This is a genomic window from Cystobacter fuscus DSM 2262 (assembly GCF_000335475.2).
GTDB lineage: Bacteria > Myxococcota > Myxococcia > Myxococcales > Myxococcaceae > Cystobacter > Cystobacter fuscus.
On record NZ_ANAH02000007.1, the window covers coordinates 461,431 to 480,685 of the forward strand.

Genomic DNA, 19,255 nt, shown 5'->3' on the forward strand with positions numbered 1-19,255 from the left:
TGCTCGCCCGGCTCCCACCGCTCCAGGGGACGGTGTGGGTGTCCGCCCTGTTGCCGCCCGTGATCGCGCGCCTCGGCGACGCGCTCCAGCAATGGGGCCGAGGAGGAGAAGGGGTGAGGCACGCCCTCCCGCCCGGCTGGCGGTCCCGCTTGCTTTCCAGGCGGTAAGTCGCGAAATAGGAGCGGATCCAGCAACCGTTCCACTCTGGTTGCCCTCTCTCCTTGACGGCCCGTGACATGCAATCCTTGAACGCTCTTCCTTCCAACGACGGACCCACGCTGACCCTCGGTATTCCCGGCTTCAGCTTCGAGGATCTCTACCGTCCGCGCGGGCTGCGCCGCCTGTCCGATCACTTCGACGCCCAGCTGGCCAAGGACGAGCCCGAGCTCTTCCAGACCTTCGACGCCTACCGCAAGGCGGGCGGCAAGGGCCTCGAGGGCCCCGCCGAGTCCGAGCTGCTCATCCGCGTGGCGCGCCACGTGGGCGCCTTCGTGTCCAAGCTCTTCGGCGTCGAGGCCGAGTCGGACCGGCTGGCGCGCTCGCTCAAGAGCGAGCTGCCCCTGTTCGACTTCAAGCGCGAGTTCATCACCCGCCGCGTGTTCAAGAAGGGCGCCACGGATCGCCCCTCGCTCGCCGAGTACCCGTCGCTGGACGCGCGGATGCGGCTGTTGCTGTCGCTCGCCTTCCCCGAGGCACTCGCGAGCGACGACGTGGAGCGCGCGCTGGCCGAGTCGCTGCTCACGCTGATGGATCTGGAGCGGTTGTTCTCCGGCACCTCCGGCAACCTGCCGCCCCTCACGCCCGAGCAGTCCGAGACGCTGCGCACCCGGTGGACGGGCCTGCGCGCCGCGCTGCTGTCGGCGCCCGAGGGCAAGGAGGCGTTCGGCTCCAGCCTGGTGCAGCAGGGCACGGACGAGGCGGAGCTGCAGTCGGTGCGCAACCTCTTGTCGCTGGCGGACCGCTGGACGTACGCGCGCGCGCTGCACCCGGAGATGAAGGAGCTGTTCCACAAGTGGCCCACGCACCGGGTGCCCAAGCCGCTGGTGTTCGATCAGCTCGTGCAGCTCGAGCGGCCGGACCCGAACATGCCCGAGGCCACGCAGGGCTCGGAGCACCACCTGCGCTACCGCGACGGCTTCAAGCTGACGGACCCGCGCGGCACCCAGCGCGAGGTGATGGGCGAGGTGGACTACTGCGTCATCTGCCACGAGCGCAAGAAGGACTCGTGCTCCACGGGCTTCGTGGCGAAGGATCCGGTGGCCGAGGGCCACACGTACAAGAAGAACCCGCTGGGCATTCCGCTCACCGGCTGTCCGCTGGACGAGCGCATCTCGGAGGCGCACGCGCTCAAGCGCGAGGGCCTGTCGGTGGGCGCGCTGGCCATGGTGATGCTGGACAACCCGATGTGCCCGGGCACCGGCCACCGCATCTGCAACGACTGCATGAAGGCGTGCGTCTTCCAGAAGCAGGAGCCGGTGAACATCCCCCTGGCGGAGACGGGCACGCTCACCGAGGTGCTGGCGCTGCCCTGGGGCTTTGAAATCTACGGCCTGCTCACGCGCTGGAATCCGCTCAACGTGCGCCGTCCGTACGCGCTGCCGTACGTGGGCCGCAACGTGCTCGTGGTGGGCATGGGCCCCGCGGGCTACACGCTCTCGCACTACCTGGTGAACGAGGGCTTTGGCGTGGTGGGCATCGACGGCCTGAAGATCGAGCCCTTCCCGGACGAGCTGGTGGGCCGCAACGGCAAGAAGCTCCTGCCCATCCACGACTGGCGCGCCATCACCCACGAGCTGGACGAGCGCATCCAGGAGGGCTTCGGCGGCGTGTCCGAGTACGGCATCACCGTGCGCTGGGACAAGAACTTCCTCACCCTGCTCCACCTGACGCTCGAGCGGCGCGAGAACCTGCGCATCTACGGCGGCATCCGCTTCGGTGGCACGCTCACCATCGAGGACGCATGGAAGATGGGCTTTGATCACCTCGCGATCGCCGCGGGCGCGGGCAAGCCCACCATCATCGGGATGAAGAACAACCTCATCCGGGGCATCCGCAAGGCGAGCGACTTCCTCATGGCGCTGCAGCTCACGGGCGCCTTCAAGCGCGACTCGCTCACCAACCTCCAGGTGCGCCTGCCGGCCATCGTCATCGGCGGAGGCCTCACCGGCATCGACACCGCCACGGAGCTGATGGCGTACTACCCGGTGCAGGTGGAGAAGACGCTGCTGCGGCACGAGCAGCTCGTGGCGGAGCTGGGCGAGGAGACGGTGCTCGCGCGGCTGGATCCCGAGGAGAAGGCGACCTACCTCACCTTCCTGGAGCATGGCCGGGCGGTGCGCGCCGAGCGCGAGGGCGCCAAGGCCGAGGGACGGGCGCCGGACTTCATCCGGCTGGTGCGCGGCTGGGGCGGCGTGAGCCTGGTGTACCGCCGTGGACTCACCGAGTCGCCCGCCTACCGCCTCAACCACGAGGAGGTGTCCAAGGCGCTCGAGGAGGGCATCCGCTTCATCGAGCGCATGAGCCCGGTGGAGGCGCTGGCGGACGAGAAGGGCGCGGTGCGGGCGCTGCGCTTCGAGCGCATGGTGACGAAGGAGGGCAAGCTGCGCGGCAGCGGCGAGTTCTTCGAGATGCCCGCGCGCACGGTGTGCGTGGCGGCCGGCACGGCGCCCAACGTCACCTACGAGAAGGAGTACCCGGGCACCTTCGAGCTGGACGAGAACAAGGAGTACTTCCGCAGCTACGAGCTGGCCGAGTCCCCCGAGGGCTTCTCGCTCGCGCAGGTGCAGCCCGTGGAGGACATCGGCGTGAAGACGGGCTTCTTCACCTCGTACCGCAAGGACGGCCACTTCATCTCCTACTTCGGAGACAACCACCCCACCTACGCGGGCAACGTGGTGAAGGCCATGGCGAGCGCGAAGGACGGCTACCCCGAGGTGGCGCGGCTGTACGCGAAGGAAGTGGCGGCGCTGGACTTCAATGACGAGCTGGCGCAGGCGCGGCGCGACGAGAAGCTGGCGGCGCACTTCGGCAAGCTGGACGAGGCGCTGCTCGCGCGCGTGGTGACGGTCAACCGGCTCACGCCCACCATCGTGGAGGTGGTGGTGAAGGCGCCCTTCGCCGCGCAGCACTTCGAGCCCGGCCAGTTCTACCGGCTGCAGAACTTCGAGCGCAGCGCGACGGTGGTGGACGGAGTCCGGCTCACCATGGAGGGCCTGGCGCTCACGGGCGCGTGGGTGGACAAGGAGAAGGGGCTCATGGGCACCATCGTGCTGGAGATGGGCTCCTCGTCCCGACTGTGCGCGGCGCTCAAGCCGGGTGAGCCGGTGGTGGTGATGGGACCCACGGGCGCGCCCACGGAGATTCCGCACAACGAGACGGTGTTGCTGGTGGGTGGAGGCCTCGGCAACGCGGTGCTCTTCTCCATCGCGCGCTCGCTGCGCGCGGCCGGGTGCAAGGTGGTGTACTTCGCCGGCTTCCGTCAGCGCGCGGACGTCTTCAAGCACGAGGAGATCGAGGCCTCCACGGACCAGGTGGTGTGGTCGGTGGACGCGGGCGACATCATCGAGCCGCGGCGTCCCCAGGACTCGTCCTTCCGGGGCAACGTGGTGCAGGCGATGCTCGCCTACGCCAAGGGCGAGCTGAGCAAGAAGCCCCTGGTCTCCTTCAGCCAGGTGGACCGCATCATCGCCATCGGCTCGGACCGGATGATGCGCGCGGTGCAGGAGGCCCGGCACGGGGTGCTCCAGCCCTACCTCAAGCCCGAGCACGAGGCGATCGGCTCCATCAACTCGCCCATGCAGTGCATGATGAAGGAGATCTGCGCGCAGTGCCTGCAGCGGCACGTGGATCCCAAGACGGGCAAGGAGACGTGGGTGTTCTCCTGCTTCAACCAGGATCAGCGCCTGGACGAGGTGGACTTCGCCAACCTCAACCAGCGGCTGCGCGGCAACACGGTCCTGGAGAAGATGTCGGACCTGTACCTGGCGCAGCTGCTCAAGAAGGTGCCGGGCCTGCGCCGCGTGTAGGCCCTCGTGTAGGCACCACTGGGGGGTTGGGCGCCTACTGGGCCCTGCCCCCGAACGAGCGGAGCATGTCCTGGTAGTTGGTCATCAGGTCCTGCTCCCGGGTGAGCACCAGGTCCACGTTGGCGTCCCCGTGGACCTTGCGCACCGAGGCGAGCTTCTCCGTCTCCTGCAGGCGCAGGCGCATGGCGTCGATCTGCGGCGCCAGCTCCGCGGCCTGCTCGGGCTTGAGCCGGGCCTGCATCTGCTCGAGCTTCTGGAGTTCGCCGGACAGGTCCAGCATGGCCGCCATGTGCCGCTGGGTGATGACGTCCATCACCAGCGAGCCGATGCGGTTGACGTCCTGCTCGCTCAAGCCCACGTCGCGGCGCGCCTTGTCCTCGAGCTCCGCCTTGCTCTCGATGGCCTTCATGGACTCGGACAGGCGGCCCTGGCCCTGGGCAGGGGTGCCGGGAGCCTCCTGGAAGCGGGCCCGGGCCGCCTGGAGCTCCCGGGCCACGGCGGCGTAGGCCGACTGCACCGTGCGCTGGTAGCTCACATAGGCGTCCAGCTTCTCCCGCGTCAGCACATAGGGCTTGCTGTCATCGAAGGGGTCGGCGCCCGTGCCCGGCGCCTCCTCCCGGCCGGCCTCCGCCTCCTGCCTCGGCCCGGCCGTGGCGGCGGGCTCCTCCTTCTTGCATCCGGACAACAGGCCAGCGGCGAACACCACCCACAACACCTTGCGCATCCAGGGGCCTCCTGGGGGGCGTACCTACCCCATCGAGCAAAAGGGCGCAGTATAGGGGCTCCCCGGCCGCCGCGGGGCTGGAGTCGGACCGGCCGGAGATGCTCTGGCTGCCTGCTGGCCAGCGGGCAAGGCCCCAACATCCAACAATCGCCGCATTACCTTTGACCAACCCATTCGCGGTCGTGTACGAACCGCGGTTCGTTCAGGTAGCGGTGGAGGCACCTTGAGGATCTTCCTGGTAAGGCACGGAGAGGCGGACGCGGAGGCCCCCGAGGGACTCGGCGACGAGGCTCGCGCGCTCACTGCCAAGGCCCGAGCCAACACGGCCGCGCATTTCGCGTCGCTGGCGGAGCGCATCGGTACAGTCTCGCTCGTGCTCACGAGCCCACTGGTGCGCACGGTACAGACGGCGCAAATGCTCTCCACCTCCCTCAAGCACGAGGGGCCGCTGCGGGTGCACCGCTGCCTCCTGCCGGACATGCCGGTGGGAGCCGTGACGCCCGTCATCGACGAGCACGCGGGCGAGAACATCATCCTCGTGGGCCATCAGCCCTCCATGGGCGCCCTGGCCACCCACCTGCTCGGGATGCAGTCGTTCCCCAAGCAGGTGAGCCCCGGCACCGTCATCGCCATCGAGCGCCCGGACGTCACCGAGCCCGGAGTCGCTCCCGCTCCCGCGAAGCTGCTCTTCTTCGCCTCGCCGGGCCAGCAGCTCATCGACGTCCTCCAGTAGCGTCGATGATGGACGAAGCCACCTACAACCAGCTCGTGGCGGGGGCGTTCAAGCGCATCCTCGCCGCCGCGGACGGGATTGATCCCGACGTGCTGGAGGCCGAGAGCACGGGCGACATGGTGACGCTCACCAGTGCCTCGCGCGAGAAGTGCATCGTCAACACCCAGCGCGCCGTGCGGCAGATCTGGGTCGCCGGCCGCGGGCAGGGCATCCACTTCTCCTACGAGCCCACCCGAGGCCTCTGGCTGGACGACAAGGGCAAGGGGCTCGAGTTGTTCCGCTTCGTGGCGGACGTCGTCCAGGACATCTCCGGCGAGCCGCTCACCTACCGCGCCTGACGGGAAGCACCGAGGGCCCCCTCCCCCACCCGTGGGAGGGAGAGGGGGGCACCCTACTCCGGAGGCGTCTCCGGGGCGGCGTCCAGGACCACGGTCTCAGTGGGCTCCGAGGCCGCTGGCGCGGCGGGCTCCGAGGCCACCGGACGCCCCTCGACGCGATCTCCGCCGCTCGCCTGCGCGCGGCGCAGAGCCTCGCCCGCCTCCTTCATCAGGCTGCCAAAGCTCACCTGGGCCTGGCCCTTGGCCGCCGACGGCTCGAACACCGCGAGCCCCAGCGACGCCGTGAGGCCCTGGACGGACTCCACCTGCTTGACGCGCTGGAGCAACCGCTCCGCCACCACCAGGGCCCCTTCATAGGGCGTATAGGGCAGGAAGATGATGAAGCGCCCCTCGGCGAAGGGCACCGCCACGTCGATGTCCCGCAGGCCGTCGCTGATGCGCCGGAGCATCTCCGCCAGCGCGGACGTGCGCACCGGGGGCGGCAGCGACGCGAGCTTCTCCGCGTAGCGATCCGGCTCCAGGAGCAGGTAGGCGATGGGGTAGCGGTAGCGGCGGCTGCGTTTGACTTCCATGAAGAGCAGCCGCTTGAAGAACTCCAGGTCCGACAGCGGCGCCGTCGCCTCGCGGCGGTTGCCCTGGTGCTGCAACAGCTGCATCTCGGTGCGCACCACCGACACCGCCTCGCGCGCCTTGGCGAGTTGGATCATCAAGCTCACGCACGACACCACGGTGGCGCGCTTGAGGGGCCCCACCAGGCACGCCTCGGCTCCGGCGGAGGCCGAGCGCGTCTCGGGGCTCTCCTCCTCCGGCAGGTAGAGCAGCAGCACCGGCGTCCCCGGCAGCTCCTCCTTCACCTGCCGGCAGAGGCCCTCCCCGTCGAAGCTCTCCGTGACGGACGACAACACGAGCACGGGCGCCAGCTCGCGCACCCGCTCCAGGGCCTCCTGGAGGGCGCTGGCCACCAACACCTCGTGGCCGGCGCCCTCCAGGAAGCGGCGCAGCGCCCCGGCCACCGCGACCGAGGGCTCCGCGACGAGGACCAGCGCCATCTCAGACCTCCATCACTTCCTTCTCCTTCTTGGAGATGATCTCGTCGACCTTCTTCACGCCGTCGTCCGTCTCCTTCTGCACCTTGTCCGTCAGGCGCTTGGAGTCGTCCTCGGTGATCTTCTTGTCCTTGAGCTGCGCCTTGAGCGCCTCGTTGGCGTCGCGGCGGATGTTGCGGATGGCGACCTTGTGGTCCTCGCCCTTGGTCTTCACCTGCTTGGCGATCTCCTTGCGCCGCTCCTCGGTGAGCGGGGGGAAGGGCAGGCGGATGACCTCGCCGTCGTTCATCGGGTTGATGCCGAGGTTGGCCTCGCGGATGGCCTTTTCAATATCCTTGAGGACGCTCTTCTCCCAGGGCTTGATGATGATGAGCCGGGGCTCGGGAGAAGTGATGTTGGCCACGCCGCTCAGGGGCGTGGGGGTGCCGTAGTAGTCCACCCGGATGCCGTCCAGCAGGTTGGGACTGGCACGGCCGGTGCGCACCTTGGTGAGCTCCTTCTTGAGATCATCGAGCGTCTTGTCGATACGGCTCTTCAGGTCGGTCACGACGTCTGCCATGTGCAGGTCTCCTTAGCGAAGCGTCCGTACTGCCTCAGGCCCAGGCGGTCTCGCCCACACCCACCAGCGTGCCAATGTCCCCGAGCTGCCCCAGGATCGCCTTGGCGATGTTGCCGCGCTGGGTCAGGTCGAACACGATGATGGGCAGCTTGTTGTCCATGCAGAGCGAGATGGCGGTGGAGTCCATCACGTTCAGGTTCTGCTGAAGGACGTCCATGTAGGTGAGCGTCCGGTAGCGGCGCGCCGCGGGATCCTTCTTGGGATCCGCGTTGTAGACCCCGTCCACCTTGGTGGCCTTGAGGATGACCTCGGCGTTGATCTCCATGGCGCGCAGGGAGGCGGCGGTGTCGGTGGTGAAGTAGGGGTTGCCGGTGCCGGCGGCGAAGATGACGATGCGGCCCTTCTCCAGGTGGCGCACGGCGCGCCGGCGGATGTAGGGCTCGGCGATCTGCTCCATCTTGATGGCCGAGAGCACGCGCGTGTGGCAGCCCTGCTTCTCCAGCGCGTCCTGCAGCGCCATGGAGTTGATGCAGGTGGCGAGCATGCCCATGTAGTCGGCGCTCGCGCGGTCCATGCCCTCGGTGGAGCCGGCCACGCCGCGGAAGATGTTGCCTCCGCCGATGACCACGGCCATCTCCACGCCGGCCTGCACCACCTCCTTCAACTCCGAGGCGATGCGCGTGAGCGTGGGCGGGTGGATACCGTACTTCCCTTCACCCATCAGGGCTTCGCCAGACAGCTTGAGCAGGATGCGCTTGTAACGAGGCGACGAGGCTGGAGCGGACATTGGCCCCGCTTCTATCCCCTCGCCCCGGCCGCATCAACGCCGGAGTGCCCCGGGCGTCCGCCAGAAAGCCCTTGGGCGCGGCGAGCGTGCAAATGAAGAGGGCCGCGCCGCCCGGGGCTTCCCCGGGAGACACGGCCCTCGTCCGCCTCCTCGCGGAGGCAAGGGGCTCAGGCCTGGCCGAGCGTCTTGGCCACTTCGGCCGCCAGGTCGTCCTTCTTCTTCTCGATGCCGGCACCCACCTCGAAGCGGACGAAGCGGCGCACGGCGACCTTCTCGCCAATCTTCGCGGCGCGCTCGTTGATCATCTCGCCGACCTTCTTCTTGTCGTCCTTCACCCAGAGCTGGTCCACGAGGCACACCTGCTCGTAGTACTTCTCCACCTTGCCCACGAGGATCTTGTCCCACATGGCCTCGGGCTTGCCCTGCTGCTTGAGCAGCTCGCGCTGGATTTCCTTCTCCTTGTCCAGCTTGTCGGTGGCGACTTCCTCGCGGCGCACGTACTGGGGGTTGGCCGCGGCGATGTGCATGGCCACGTCCTTCACCAGATCCTGGAAGTCGGGGTTGCGGGCGACGAAGTCCGTCTCGCAGTTGACCTCCACGAGCACGCCGATCCGGCCGCCGTGGATGTAGGAGCCGATGAGGCCCTCGGCCGCCACGCGGCCTTCCTTGCTGCCCGCCTTGGCGATGCCCTTCTTGCGCAGCCACTCCTCGGCCTTCACGAAGTCACCCGCGGACTCGGCGAGCGCCTTCTTGCAATCCATCAAGCCCGCGCCGGTCTTCTCGCGGAGTTCCTTCACCATCGTGGCGCTGACCTCGGCCATGTTCGTCTCCAGGGGCCTCTCCGGATGCCTGGGTGGCGGGAGGGGCGATTGAGGTTGTCAGGGGTGCTGCGGTTGAAAACAGAAAAGCCGGGCGGCGAGCGAACGCCGTCCGGCTGGACTCCACGCGCCCCGGTGCGGGGGCGCGGACGGCATTACTCGGCGGTGGTCTCGCCACCCTCGGCGGGGGCGGACTCGCCCGACGACGAGGCGGGGGCGGAAGCGCCCTTCATCTCCACGAGCGGCCCACGGCGGTCACCGCCACGGTCTCCGCGGTCCCCCCCACGGCGGTCACCGCCACGGTCGTTGCGGCGGGGGCCCCGGCGATCACCACCGCGGTCATCGCGGTCACGGCGGTCGTCACGGGCCTCTTCCTCGTCACGGTCCGCCGCGCCGCTGGCGCGGTAGCGGGCGCCGCCCTCGATGCAGGACTCGGCCACCTTGGAGGTGAAGAGCTTGATGGAGCGGATGGCGTCGTCGTTGCCCGGGATGACGAAGTCGATGCCGTCCGGGTCGCAGTTGGTGTCCACCACGCCGATGACGGGGATGCCGAGGCGGTTGGCCTCGTGCACCGCGATGTGCTCCTTCTTCGGGTCGATGACGAAGAGGCACTTGGGCAGCTTGGTCATCTCCTTCACGCCGCCCAGGTTCTTCTCGAGCTTCTCCCGCTCGCGCTCCAGGGTCGCCACTTCCTTCTTGGGCAGGCGCTCGAAGGTGCCGTCCTCGGCCATCTTCTCCAGCGTCTTGAGCCGGTCGATGCCCTGCTTGATGGTCTTGAAGTTGGTCAGCGTGCCACCCAGCCAGCGGCTGGTGACGAAGAACTGGCCCGAGCGGCGCGCCTCCTCCTGGATGACGTCCTGGGCCTGCTTCTTGGTGCCCACGAAGAGCACCGAGCCACCGCGCGCGGTGATGTCCGCCACGAAGCGGAAGGCCGCGCGGGCCATGTTGACCGTCTTCTGCAGGTCGATGATGTAGATGCCGTTGCGGGCGCCGAAGATGAAGGGCTTCATCTTGGGGTTCCAGCGCTTGGTCTGGTGGCCGAAGTGAACACCGGCCTCCAGGAGCTGCCGCATCGTGATGCCGCTGGCGGCGGCCATGGCCTGCTGCTGCGTCGTGTCTTGCGTTTCCATCTCGGTTCGTCCTCCACGCGCGGGGAAAAGTCCGGCCGTTGCCTCCTCAACGGGAGCACCGAGGGCCGGGACGCGCGTGTGTGAAGTGGGTTGACTGCGGTGAAAAACCCGCCACCAGCCTGGGCCAACGGCGGGCGCGGCTTCTCTAACAAAACCCCTCCCGGCCATGCAAGCTTCACGCGCACGGCGGGAGAGGAGGGAGTGGGGAACCCGGCTCCCTCGGAGGGCGAGGGGCCGGGCGGCGTCAAGTCCTAGACGCTGGCCTCGTTGGCGCCGTGGCACTTCTTGTACTTCTTGCCACTGCCGCAGGGGCACGGATCATTGCGGCCCACCTTGGGGCCTCCGCTCGGGGCGGCGGCGGTTTGACGCGTCGCGGCGGGACGGGGAGCGGCGGGCTCGGCGAGCTTGCCCTCGGCGTCGGCGCGGCCCTCGTGCATCTGGCGCTGGCGCTGGGCCATCTGCCGGGCGAGCCGGGCGGTCTCCTCGGCGGCGGCGGTGGCGGCGCGCGCCTGCACCCGCATCATCTGGCTGACGAACTGCGAGCTGATGGCGCCGAGCATCTGCATGAAGCCCGAGTAGCCCTCCTTCTTGTACTCCTGCTTCGGGTCCTTCTGGCCGTAGCCGCGCAGGCCGATGCCCTGGCGCAGGTGGTCCATGGCGAGCAGGTGATCCTTCCACAGCGTGTCGATGGAGACGAGGTAGCGCACCTGGAGGAAGCGCAGGAACTCCTCGCCGAACTCCTCCTCGCGCGCGCGGATGACCTTCTCCGCCGTCGAGTAGATGTCGTTCTGGATGTCCTCGCGCGAGCCCGCCGTGGCGAAGGACATCTCCAGGTTGAGCGTGTCCTTCACGCCGCGCGCGAGCGCCTCCAGGTCCCACGACGCCGGGTTCTTGGACGGGCAGTAGGTGTCGGTGAGCGCCACGATGACGTCCTCGACGGCGTCGAGGATCATCTCCTTGTAGTCCGCCCAGGACACGGTCTGCTCGGTGCGCAGCTTGACGCGCGTCTTCTTGTCCTCGTCGTACTCCACGAGCGGGATGCCGGCGCCGGCGGCCAGCACCTTGCGGCGCAGCTTGTAGATGGTGCGCCGCTGCTGGTTCATCACGTCGTCGTACTCGAGCAGGTTCTTGCGGATGTCGAAGTTGTGGCCTTCCACCCGCCGCTGGGCGCTCTCGATGGCGCGGCTGAGCCACACGTGCTCGATGACCTCGCCCTCCTCCATGCCCAGGCGCTCCATCAGCCCCGAGATGCGCTCGGAGCCGAAGATGCGCATCAGGTCGTCCTCGAGCGACAGGTAGAAGCGGCTCGTGCCGGGGTCACCCTGGCGGCCCGCGCGGCCGCGCAGCTGGTTGTCGATGCGGCGCGACTCGTGGCGCTCGGTGCCGATGATGCACAGGCCGCCGGCCGCCATGACCTCCTCGCGCTCGCGCGACGTCTGCGCCTTGAACTTCGCCAGCGCCTCGTCGAAGCGCTGCTTGTGCTCGGCGAGCGCCTGCTGGTAGCCGGTGAGGTCCACCGGCGTGCCGTCGGGGTTGGGCGGAGGAGGCTGGGGCTCGGCGCCCACCTCGTGCTTGGCCATGGTCTCCGGGTTGCCGCCCAGGAGGATGTCCGTGCCGCGGCCGGCCATGTTGGTGGAGATGGTGATGGCGCCCTTGCGGCCCGCCTGCGCGATGATGTCCGCCTCGCGCTCGTGCTGCTTGGCGTTGAGCACGTTGTGGGGGATGCCGCGCTTGCTCAGGAAGCTGGCCACCACCTCGCTCTTGGCGATGGACACCGTGCCCACGAGCACCGGCTGCCCCTTCTTGTGCAGCTCCTCGATGTCCTTGCACACCGCCTCGAACTTCTCGCGCTCGGTCTTGTAGACCACGTCCTCCAGGTCCTGACGCACCATGGGCCGGTTGGTCGGCACCACGCGGACCTCGAGGTTGTAGATCTTCGCGAACTCCTCGGCCTCGGTGTCGGCGGTGCCGGTCATGCCCGACAGCTTGGAGTACATGCGGAAGTAGTTCTGGAACGAGATGGTCGCCAGCGTCTGGTTCTCGTTCTCGATGTTCACGCCTTCCTTGGCCTCGACGGCCTGGTGCAGGCCATCCGACCAGCGGCGCCCCTTCATCAGGCGGCCGGTGAACTCGTCGACGATCATCACCTCGCCGTCACGCACCACGTAGTCGCGGTCGCGCCGGTAGAGCGTGTGCGCGCGCAGCGCCTGGTCCACGTGGTGCAGCGTCTCGATCTCGCCCGGATCGTAGAGGTTGGCGATGCTCAGACGCTTCTGCACCTTCTCGATGCCCGCGTCCGTGAGCGACACCGACTTGTGCTTCTCGTCCAGGATGTAGTCCTGGTCCGGCACGAGCCCCGGAATCACCTTGTCGACCTTGTAGTACTTGTCGGTGGTGTCGTCGGTGGGGCCGGAGATGATGAGCGGGGTGCGCGCCTCGTCGATGAGGATGGAGTCCACCTCGTCCACGATGGCGTAGTTGAGTTCGCGCTGGACGTAGTCCTGCAGGCGGAACTTCATGTTGTCGCGCAGGTAGTCGAAGCCGAACTCGTTGTTCTGCCCGTAGGTGATGTCCGCCCGGTAGGCCTCCTGGCGCTGCCGATCGTTGAGCTCGTGCAGGATGCAGCCCGTCGTCATGCCCAGGAAGCGGTGGATGCGGCCCATCTGCTCGGCGTCACGCCGGGCCAGGTAGTCGTTCACCGTGACGATGTGCACGCCGCGGTTGGACAGCGCGTTGAGGTAGCTGGGGAGCGTCGCGGTGAGCGTCTTGCCCTCGCCCGTGCGCATCTCCGCGATGCAGCCCTGGTGCAGGAACATGCCGCCGATGAGCTGCACGTCGTAGTGCCGCTGGCCGATCACCCGGCGGGCGGCCTCACGCACCAGCGCGAAGGACTCGTAGAGCAGGTCGTCCAGCGGACGGCCGTTCTGGACCTCCTGCTTCATGCGCGCGGTGGCCGCGGGAAAGTCCTCGTCCTTGAGGTCCCGCATCTTGCTCTCCAACGCGTTGATGCGTTGGACCTTGGGCTCCGTCTTCCTGAGCTCACGCTCATTCTTGGTCCCGATGATCTTCTTCAGCGTCCATTCAATCATGCGATGGTGACTCTCCCGCCGGAGAGTCCACGATGGGACACGGCGAGTGAAGGGAAATCCCCGAAAGATAGGTGGGATGCTGGAAGGAAACCATGCGTTTCTCCTCCGTCATCCCATCCGATTGGCCGCCGCGCGAGCGGCGGGACACAGTAAAGCGGAACCGAGGCCACGCAATGCCTTCTCGTCGAAAAGACCCCCGCCGTCCCGTCAGACGCCCCGCCCCCCGGCCCTCCAAGGGCAGCCCCCCCGCCCGGAACGCGGCCGCCAGGCCACCCCCTGGCGCCTCGCCGCCCCGGGTCAAGGCCCCCGCCCCCCCTCCCACCACCCTCCCCGCCCAGCCGGACCGGTGGTTGTGGACATGCCGGGCGGGGTTCGAATCCCACCTCTTCGAGGAGCTCGCCTGGGCGGGCGCCTCCCCCCGGATGCTGGGCGAGGTCCTGGTGGAGAGCGAGACCCGCCCCAGCGAGCCGCCCGTGTTCGCGCGGACCGGCATCCGCGTGCTCACCTCCCTCCCCTCCGAGCAGAACCTCGACCCGATGGCCGGAGCCCTGGCCGAGCGCATCCTCGACACCCTGCCCAAGGGCATGCTCGTCCTCCAGTCCTTCACCCCCGACAGCCCGGAGGGCAACCGGCTCGCGGACGAGGCGGATGCCCTGCTGGAGGCCGTGCGGGCCCGCCTGCCCGCCGACCGGCTCCTGGAGGAGACGTGGCGGGCGCGCGAGGCGGGAGCCACGCTCGTGGAGCTGTGCGTGGCGCCCGGGGTGGTGATGATGGGCGAGGTGCCCGCGCGCGAGGCCCTGTCGCTCTCGCCCGGTGGCCGCCAGCGCATGCGCCGCGGCGCGGACTCCCCCTCGCGCGCGGCGATGAAGCTGGAGGAGGCCCTGGTCAACCTCCCCTTCGAGCCCGGCCGGGGCGAGGTGTGCGTGGACCTGGGCGCGGCCCCTGGCGGCTGGACCCAGCGGCTGGTGGCGCGCGGCGCCCGGGTGATCGCCGTGGATCCGGCGAAGTTGATGCCGGAGCTCGCCCACCACCCCCGGGTGGAGCACGTGCAGGAGAGTGCCTTCGCCTACACCCCGGAGGAGCCCGTCGACTGGTTGTGCTGCGACATGGCATGGCGTCCGCTCGAGGTGGCGCAGCTCCTGGCCAAGTGGGGCCGGCGCGACTGGGCCACGCACCTAGTGGCCAACATCAAGCTGCCCATGAAGGACAAGAACCCCCTGCTGCTGCGCGTGCGCCACATCCTCACCGAAGAGGGGGGCTGGCAGGGGCTCACCATGCGCCAGCTCTACCATGACCGGGACGAGGTGACGGTCACCGCGCACCGGGGCCAGTGAGCGCCTCCCCTCCTCTCCTCCTCCTCGGAGCCAGACTCTCCCCATGCCCTACGCCATCGACGAAGACCTGGCCACCGCGCTGGTGGCCCTCTACCCACGGCTCGTGCAGCGCGCCGCCGAGCCCGTGAAGGTCGCGCTTCAGCGGCTGCTCGACGAGGAGCACGCGCGCCGGGGCGTGCCGGATGCGACGGGCGCCCTCCACCCCTTCGCCCTCACCCAGGGCACACTCCTGCGCGAGGAGTTCGATCTCTCCACGCACGCGCACCAGGAAGGGTGGACGCTGGGCGCGCTCATCGTCGACGTGAAGGGGATGATTCACGTCAACGCCCGCCACGGCTTCCCCGCGGGCGACGCGATGCTGCGCGCCGTGGTGGCCTCGCTCCAGGCGCGCTTTCCGGGGGCGAAGGTGGTGCGCCTGCACGGGGACAACTTCGCCGTGCTGCTCGTGCCCACCTCGGGGCTGTCGCTCGCGCAGGCGCCCCGTGACGCCGTGCGCGCCCGGCTCGCCGCGGACGTGGCCGCCGCGCTGCCCGCGGGTGCCGAGGTGCCGGACTTCACCCTCGCCCGGCTGGAGCTCACGCTCGAGCAGCCCACCCACTGGCAGGTGCTCGGGCCCCTCGTCTGGGGAGAGCTGGAGCGCGCCTATACCCTCGAGCGCCTGGGACAGGCCGAGGAGCTCCAGCGGCGCCGGCTGCGGCTCGACGGCTTCGTGCCCGGCGCTTCTCCGGCCTGAGCAAACGCGAAGGGGGCGGAAGCCCCTGGGCTCCCACCCCCGCTCACGGCGCGGCGCCCCGGAAGGGCGCGGCGAATGACTGGCTCCTCTAGTCCTCGAGGATGAACTTGCGCGGGTTCTGCGGGATGCCGTTGACGCGCACTTCGTAGTGCAGGTGTGGCCCGGTGGAGCGGCCGGTGTTGCCCACGTTCGCGATCTGCACGCCGCGCTTCACCCGATCCCCCGCCTTCACCAGGATCTTCGACAGGTGGCCGAAGCGCGTCTTGATGCCGTAGCCGTGGTCGATGACGATCACGTTGCCGTAGCCGCCCTCGAGCCCCGCGAACACCACCGTGCCATCCGACGGCGCGTCCACCGGCTTGCCGTGGGGCGCCGCGATGTCCATGCCCGCGTGGCCCACGCGCTCGGCGGTGTACGGATCCAGCCGCTGGCCGAAGTCACTCGTCACCCAGCCGCGCGTGGGCCAGACGGACGGGGTGGAGGCCAGGAGCGACTTCTGGTCCTGGAAGTACGCCTGCAGCTCCTGGAGGCTCTGCTCCTGGCGCGTGGCCTCGGCGCTCAGCCGATCCAGCTTGCCCGGCAGCGACTTGGGCGACTCCAGGCTCGTCGTCAGCTCGGTGAACTGCGTCTCCGCGACGGGCGCGCCCACTCCTGGCTCCCGCTCCACCGGGCCCATGGCCAGGTTGCGCTGGGGATCCGACAAGAGGGTGATGGCGCGCAGCTTTTGATCAAAGCGCTCCACCCGGTCCAACGTGGAGCCGATGTGCTCGATGCGCTCGCGCACCGACTTGAGCTGGGTGCGCAGCGTGAGGTTCTCCTCCCGGAGGATGCGGTTTTCCGCCGCGTCCCGGGCCACCTGGAAATAGTGGAGTGAAGCACCCAGGGCCAGTCCCGTCAGCAACAGCGCCCCACTGCCCACCTGCCACATGAGCGACCGCGAGATGTTGAAACGCCGGACCGGTGCGTTGTGGTCCGCGATCACCATCAGGGTGTAGGACTTTTTCGCCTTCGACAATGCAAACTCCCTCGATGCGCCAAAGCGCTTCGGTGTGCGCTCGCGAGACGGTCCTCGACTGACCCGCCCCTGGCGCGTTCCACCTGCCCCGCCCTCGCCACCGATTCATGCCCACCCCGTGCCGCACTGCCACAGGGGTCGTTTGGGCAGCTACCACCCGGTTTCGAGGGGTGTCAAGCCGAGACACCCTCGCTCCGACTTTCACTTACAGCCGGGTGGAAGGATTCCAGGAGGCTCCTCCGAGAAGAGGAGCACCCCGTCAGACACACATCTGCACGACGATGGCGGTGATGTTGTCGTCACCGCCGCGCTCATTGGCCAGATCGATGAGGCGCTGGGGTACCTGGGCGATTTCCGGCGTGGCCTGCACCACCTCTTGCAGTTCCCGGTCCTCGACCATGTTGGCGAGGCCATCCGAGCACAGCAGGAAGACGTCACCCGGCTCGGCCACCACGCCCATCACGTCCACCTGGACTTCCTCCTCGAAGCCCACCGAGCGCGTGATGATGTTCTTGTAGCGCGAGTGCTTGGCCTCCTCGGGGGTGATCATCCCGGCCTTGATCTGCTCGTTGACCAGGGAGTGGTCCTCGGAGACCTGCTGGATGAGGGGACCCCGGACGAGGTAGGCACGGCTGTCACCCACGTGCGCGAAGAACGCGTGGTTGTCGCGCACGACGAGCGAGATGACCGTGGTGCCCATCCCCGACAGGCGCGGATCCTCCTGCGCGGTGGTGAAGATGGCCAGACAGGCCCTCTCCACCGCCGTGCGCAAGGCATCCGGCAGGAGCGAGTCCTGCAGGTTGGCGCTGGTGGCGAATGGGTTGTCCCGGCTCTCCCGGGCCCGCCTCAGCTCCTTGTCGATGGTCTCGACGGCGATGCGCGAGGCGGTACCGCCCCCGGCATGGCCGCCCATTCCATCCGCGACGACATAGAGCTGTAGCTCGTCGTCGATCAGGAAGCTGTCCTCATTGTGATTGCGCTTACGCCCCACATCCGTGAGGCCGGCCGAGACGACCTTCATGGGGGGAGCCGCGGTCTGCCCTGCGGTTCTGGACACATCATGGATGCTATGTGAGCGCTCGTGGCGGAAGCAAGAAGCGGTTGCAGCCTGTCTGCTACGCGGTGCGGCGCAACCGGCTCCGGGACCCACCCTCGGGGGTAGGATCCCGCCGCGCCCGGGTGTTGCCCGAGGCCCGGTGGGCCGAGCGCACCAGGGCCTCGGCCGCTCCCAGGGCCTCGCGCGTCACCTCGACGCCGGACATCATCCGCGCCAGTTCCTGGGTCCGCTCGGCGCCCGCCTCCAGGGACACCACCTCCGAGACGGTGCGCTCGCCCTTGAGCCCCTTGCGGATGAGCAGGTGGGCGTCCGCATAGGCCGCCACCTGGGGCAGGTGCGTGATGCACAGCACCTGCCGGTGTCCGCTCACGTCCTTGATCATCCGACCCACCACGTCCGCAATGGCGCCACTCACGCCCGCGTCCGCCTCGTCGAGGATGTAGCACCCACAGCCGTCACTGTCGGCCAGTGCACGCTTGAGGGCCAGGAGCAGGCGCGAGGCCTCGCCACCCGAGGCCACCTTGGCCAGCGAGCGCGCCGGCTCGCCCGGGTTGGCGCTGAAGAAGAACTCCACCTCGTCCAGGCCCTCGGCCTTGAGCTGGTGGCCGGGCGTCACCCGGACCTCGAAGGCGGCCTTGCCCAGCGCCAGCATCCCCAGGCCCTCGCGCACCTGGCTGCCGAACGTTCCGGCGCACGCGACGCGCGCGCGCGAGAGGGCCTCGCCACTGCGGCGCGCCCGCTCCTCGGCGGCCTTGCGCTCGTGCGCGAGCTCCTCGAGCACCTCCTGCCGGTTGTCCAGCGTGGACAGCTCCGTCTCCAGGGCGTCGCGCTTCTGCAACAGGCCCTCCAGGGACGTGGCGTGCTTGCGGCACAGCCGCTTGATGGCGTCCAGCCGATCCTCCACCTCGCCCAGCCGGGCCGGATCCGACTCGAGACCCTCCACGTAGCGATTGAGCCGCCGCTGCGCCTCCTCCAGCTCCGCCAGGGCGGTGCCCAGCGACTGGGCCACCGGCTCCAGCGAGGCGTCGCACTTGACCGCCTCGTTCACCAGCCCCAGCGCGCGGCCCACCGTCTCCACGGCGCTCGCCTCCTCGCCTCCGAGCAGCAGCTCCGCCTCGGCGCCCTGGCGCTTGAGCTTCTCCGAGCCCGCCAGGCGCTTGCGCTCGGCGTCCAGCCGCGTGTCCTCTCCCGGCTCGGGATCCAACTTGGAGATCTCATCCAACTGGAAGCGCAGGAACTCGGCGCGCTCGCGCAGCCGGGACTCGTCCCCGCCCAGCGCCTCCATGCGGGCCACCACGTCCGCGACGGCCTCGTAGTCACACATATAGGTGGCGAGCGGCTCCTCGAGCTGCCCGTACCGGTCCAACAGCACCCGGTGCAGCCCCGCGTCGAAGAGGCTCACGTGCTCGTGCTGGCCGGCGATGTCCACCGCGCCCCGCATGAAGCGCGCCAGCACCCCCACCGTCACCATGGAGCCATTGATGTAGGCCTTGGCCCGGCCACTGCGGCCCACCACCCGGCGCACCAACACCTCGTCGCCCAGGTCCGGCAGCCCCAACTCCTCGAGTCGGGTCGCCAGGATGGGCGTGCGCTCGAACACCCCCTCCACCGACGCCTCCTCGCACCCCGCGCGGATGGCGTCCGCATCCGCCCGCCCTCCCAGCAGCAGCCCGAGCGAGTCCACCAGGATGGACTTACCCGCCCCCGTCTCGCCCGTGAGCACGGTCAGCCCGGCTCCGAACGCCACCTCCACCTCCTCGATCACCGCCACATTCGAAATCCGCAAGCCCAGCAGCACGGTGCACTCCCTCGCCAGATACACCCCGTACCTGAACAACCTAGCAGTGGCCTCTGACACTGCACAAGC

Annotated in this window: 15 protein-coding genes; 5 read left to right on the forward strand and 10 right to left on the reverse strand. The window is 68.9% G+C overall.

Features of this window, described 5'->3' with window-relative positions:
• Positions 1 to 236: 236 nt before the first annotated feature.
• Entirely contained in the window at positions 237 to 4,025 is a 3,789-nt protein-coding gene (locus D187_RS14320) for an FAD-dependent oxidoreductase (RefSeq protein WP_002621577.1), read from the forward strand.
• Positions 4,026 to 4,059: 34 nt separating this feature from the next.
• On the opposite strand, the gene D187_RS58735 is transcribed toward D187_RS14320, so the two are convergent.
• Positions 4,060 to 4,749, reverse strand: coding sequence for a hypothetical protein (locus tag D187_RS58735; protein ID WP_002621578.1), 690 nt, complete (start codon positions 4,747 to 4,749; stop codon positions 4,060 to 4,062).
• Positions 4,750 to 4,972: 223 nt separating this feature from the next.
• Here D187_RS58735 and D187_RS14330 point away from each other — a divergent pair, with 223 nt between their 5' ends.
• Both D187_RS14330 and cyaY read left to right on the forward strand, forming a co-directional pair.
• On the forward strand, positions 4,973 to 5,482 hold the full coding sequence (locus tag D187_RS14330; protein ID WP_002621579.1) for a SixA phosphatase family protein: 510 nt from the start codon (positions 4,973 to 4,975) through the stop codon (positions 5,480 to 5,482).
• Between the two features lie 5 nt (positions 5,483 to 5,487).
• The gene (gene cyaY / locus D187_RS14335; protein WP_002621580.1) at positions 5,488 to 5,820 is read left to right on the forward strand and encodes an iron donor protein CyaY; all 333 of its coding nucleotides are present in this window, start codon (positions 5,488 to 5,490) and stop codon (positions 5,818 to 5,820) included.
• Between the two features lie 53 nt (positions 5,821 to 5,873).
• On the opposite strand, the gene D187_RS14340 is transcribed toward cyaY, so the two are convergent.
• From D187_RS14340 to secA, 6 genes are all read right to left on the reverse strand, one after another.
• Positions 5,874 to 6,869 carry a diguanylate cyclase domain-containing protein gene (locus D187_RS14340; RefSeq protein ID WP_002621581.1) on the reverse strand — a complete coding sequence of 332 codons (996 nt, stop codon included), beginning with the start codon at positions 6,867 to 6,869 and terminating at the stop codon, positions 5,874 to 5,876.
• A gap of 1 nt (position 6,870) precedes the next feature.
• Entirely contained in the window at positions 6,871 to 7,425 is a 555-nt protein-coding gene (frr, locus tag D187_RS14345; RefSeq protein ID WP_002621582.1) for a ribosome recycling factor, read from the reverse strand.
• A gap of 34 nt (positions 7,426 to 7,459) precedes the next feature.
• Complete coding sequence (gene pyrH / locus D187_RS14350; RefSeq protein WP_002621583.1) at positions 7,460 to 8,212, reverse strand: UMP kinase; 753 nt, start codon at positions 8,210 to 8,212, stop codon at positions 7,460 to 7,462.
• 167 nt (positions 8,213 to 8,379) lie between these two features.
• Positions 8,380 to 9,033, reverse strand: a complete 654-nt coding sequence (gene tsf / locus D187_RS14355; protein ID WP_002621584.1) for a translation elongation factor Ts — start codon at positions 9,031 to 9,033, stop codon at positions 8,380 to 8,382.
• A gap of 152 nt (positions 9,034 to 9,185) precedes the next feature.
• A complete protein-coding gene (rpsB, locus tag D187_RS14360; RefSeq protein ID WP_002621585.1) occupies positions 9,186 to 10,160 on the reverse strand; it encodes a 30S ribosomal protein S2 in 975 nt (324 codons plus the stop codon).
• A gap of 251 nt (positions 10,161 to 10,411) precedes the next feature.
• Positions 10,412 to 13,249, reverse strand: coding sequence for a preprotein translocase subunit SecA (secA, locus tag D187_RS14365; protein ID WP_002621586.1), 2,838 nt, complete (start codon positions 13,247 to 13,249; stop codon positions 10,412 to 10,414).
• Positions 13,250 to 13,422: 173 nt separating this feature from the next.
• Between secA and rlmM the strand changes: the two genes are divergently transcribed.
• Together rlmM and D187_RS14375 are read left to right on the forward strand one after the other, a co-directional pair.
• Positions 13,423 to 14,583 (forward strand): 23S rRNA (cytidine(2498)-2'-O)-methyltransferase RlmM, encoded by a 1,161-nt coding sequence (rlmM, locus tag D187_RS14370; protein ID WP_081713688.1) that lies wholly within the window; start codon positions 13,423 to 13,425, stop codon positions 14,581 to 14,583.
• Between the two features lie 43 nt (positions 14,584 to 14,626).
• Positions 14,627 to 15,316: a diguanylate cyclase domain-containing protein gene (locus D187_RS14375; protein ID WP_002621589.1), complete on the forward strand. Its 690-nt coding sequence runs from the start codon at positions 14,627 to 14,629 to the stop codon at positions 15,314 to 15,316.
• An 88-nt stretch (positions 15,317 to 15,404) separates the two neighbouring features.
• Here the strand turns inward: D187_RS14375 and D187_RS14380 are convergent, their stop codons facing one another.
• The 3 genes from D187_RS14380 to recN form a co-directional block, all read right to left on the reverse strand.
• Complete coding sequence (locus D187_RS14380; protein WP_043429897.1) at positions 15,405 to 16,301, reverse strand: M23 family metallopeptidase; 897 nt, start codon at positions 16,299 to 16,301, stop codon at positions 15,405 to 15,407.
• 289 nt (positions 16,302 to 16,590) lie between these two features.
• On the reverse strand, positions 16,591 to 17,352 hold the full coding sequence (locus D187_RS14385) for a Stp1/IreP family PP2C-type Ser/Thr phosphatase (RefSeq protein ID WP_002621591.1): 762 nt from the start codon (positions 17,350 to 17,352) through the stop codon (positions 16,591 to 16,593).
• 94 nt (positions 17,353 to 17,446) lie between these two features.
• Positions 17,447 to 19,186 carry a DNA repair protein RecN gene (recN, locus tag D187_RS14390; protein WP_002621592.1) on the reverse strand — a complete coding sequence of 580 codons (1,740 nt, stop codon included), beginning with the start codon at positions 19,184 to 19,186 and terminating at the stop codon, positions 17,447 to 17,449.
• Between the last annotated feature and the right edge of the window lie 69 nt (positions 19,187 to 19,255).

Bases quoted from the DNA above. Each gene is read 5' to 3' on its own strand.
- D187_RS14320 (WP_002621577.1), top strand. From the start codon at position 237: ATGCAATCCTTGAACGCTCTTCCTTCCAACGACGGACCCACGCTGACC.
- D187_RS58735 (WP_002621578.1), bottom strand. From the start codon at position 4,749: ATGCGCAAGGTGTTGTGGGTGGTGTTCGCCGCTGGCCTGTTGTCCGGA.
- cyaY (WP_002621580.1), top strand. From the start codon at position 5,488: ATGATGGACGAAGCCACCTACAACCAGCTCGTGGCGGGGGCGTTCAAG.
- D187_RS14340 (WP_002621581.1), bottom strand. From the start codon at position 6,869: ATGGCGCTGGTCCTCGTCGCGGAGCCCTCGGTCGCGGTGGCCGGGGCG.
- frr (WP_002621582.1), bottom strand. From the start codon at position 7,425: ATGGCAGACGTCGTGACCGACCTGAAGAGCCGTATCGACAAGACGCTC.
- pyrH (WP_002621583.1), bottom strand. From the start codon at position 8,212: ATGTCCGCTCCAGCCTCGTCGCCTCGTTACAAGCGCATCCTGCTCAAG.
- tsf (WP_002621584.1), bottom strand. From the start codon at position 9,033: ATGGCCGAGGTCAGCGCCACGATGGTGAAGGAACTCCGCGAGAAGACC.
- rpsB (WP_002621585.1), bottom strand. From the start codon at position 10,160: ATGGAAACGCAAGACACGACGCAGCAGCAGGCCATGGCCGCCGCCAGC.
- secA (WP_002621586.1), bottom strand. From the start codon at position 13,249: ATGATTGAATGGACGCTGAAGAAGATCATCGGGACCAAGAATGAGCGT.
- rlmM (WP_081713688.1), top strand. From the start codon at position 13,423: ATGCCTTCTCGTCGAAAAGACCCCCGCCGTCCCGTCAGACGCCCCGCC.
- D187_RS14375 (WP_002621589.1), top strand. From the start codon at position 14,627: ATGCCCTACGCCATCGACGAAGACCTGGCCACCGCGCTGGTGGCCCTC.
- D187_RS14380 (WP_043429897.1), bottom strand. From the start codon at position 16,301: ATGGTGATCGCGGACCACAACGCACCGGTCCGGCGTTTCAACATCTCG.
- D187_RS14385 (WP_002621591.1), bottom strand. From the start codon at position 17,352: ATGAAGGTCGTCTCGGCCGGCCTCACGGATGTGGGGCGTAAGCGCAAT.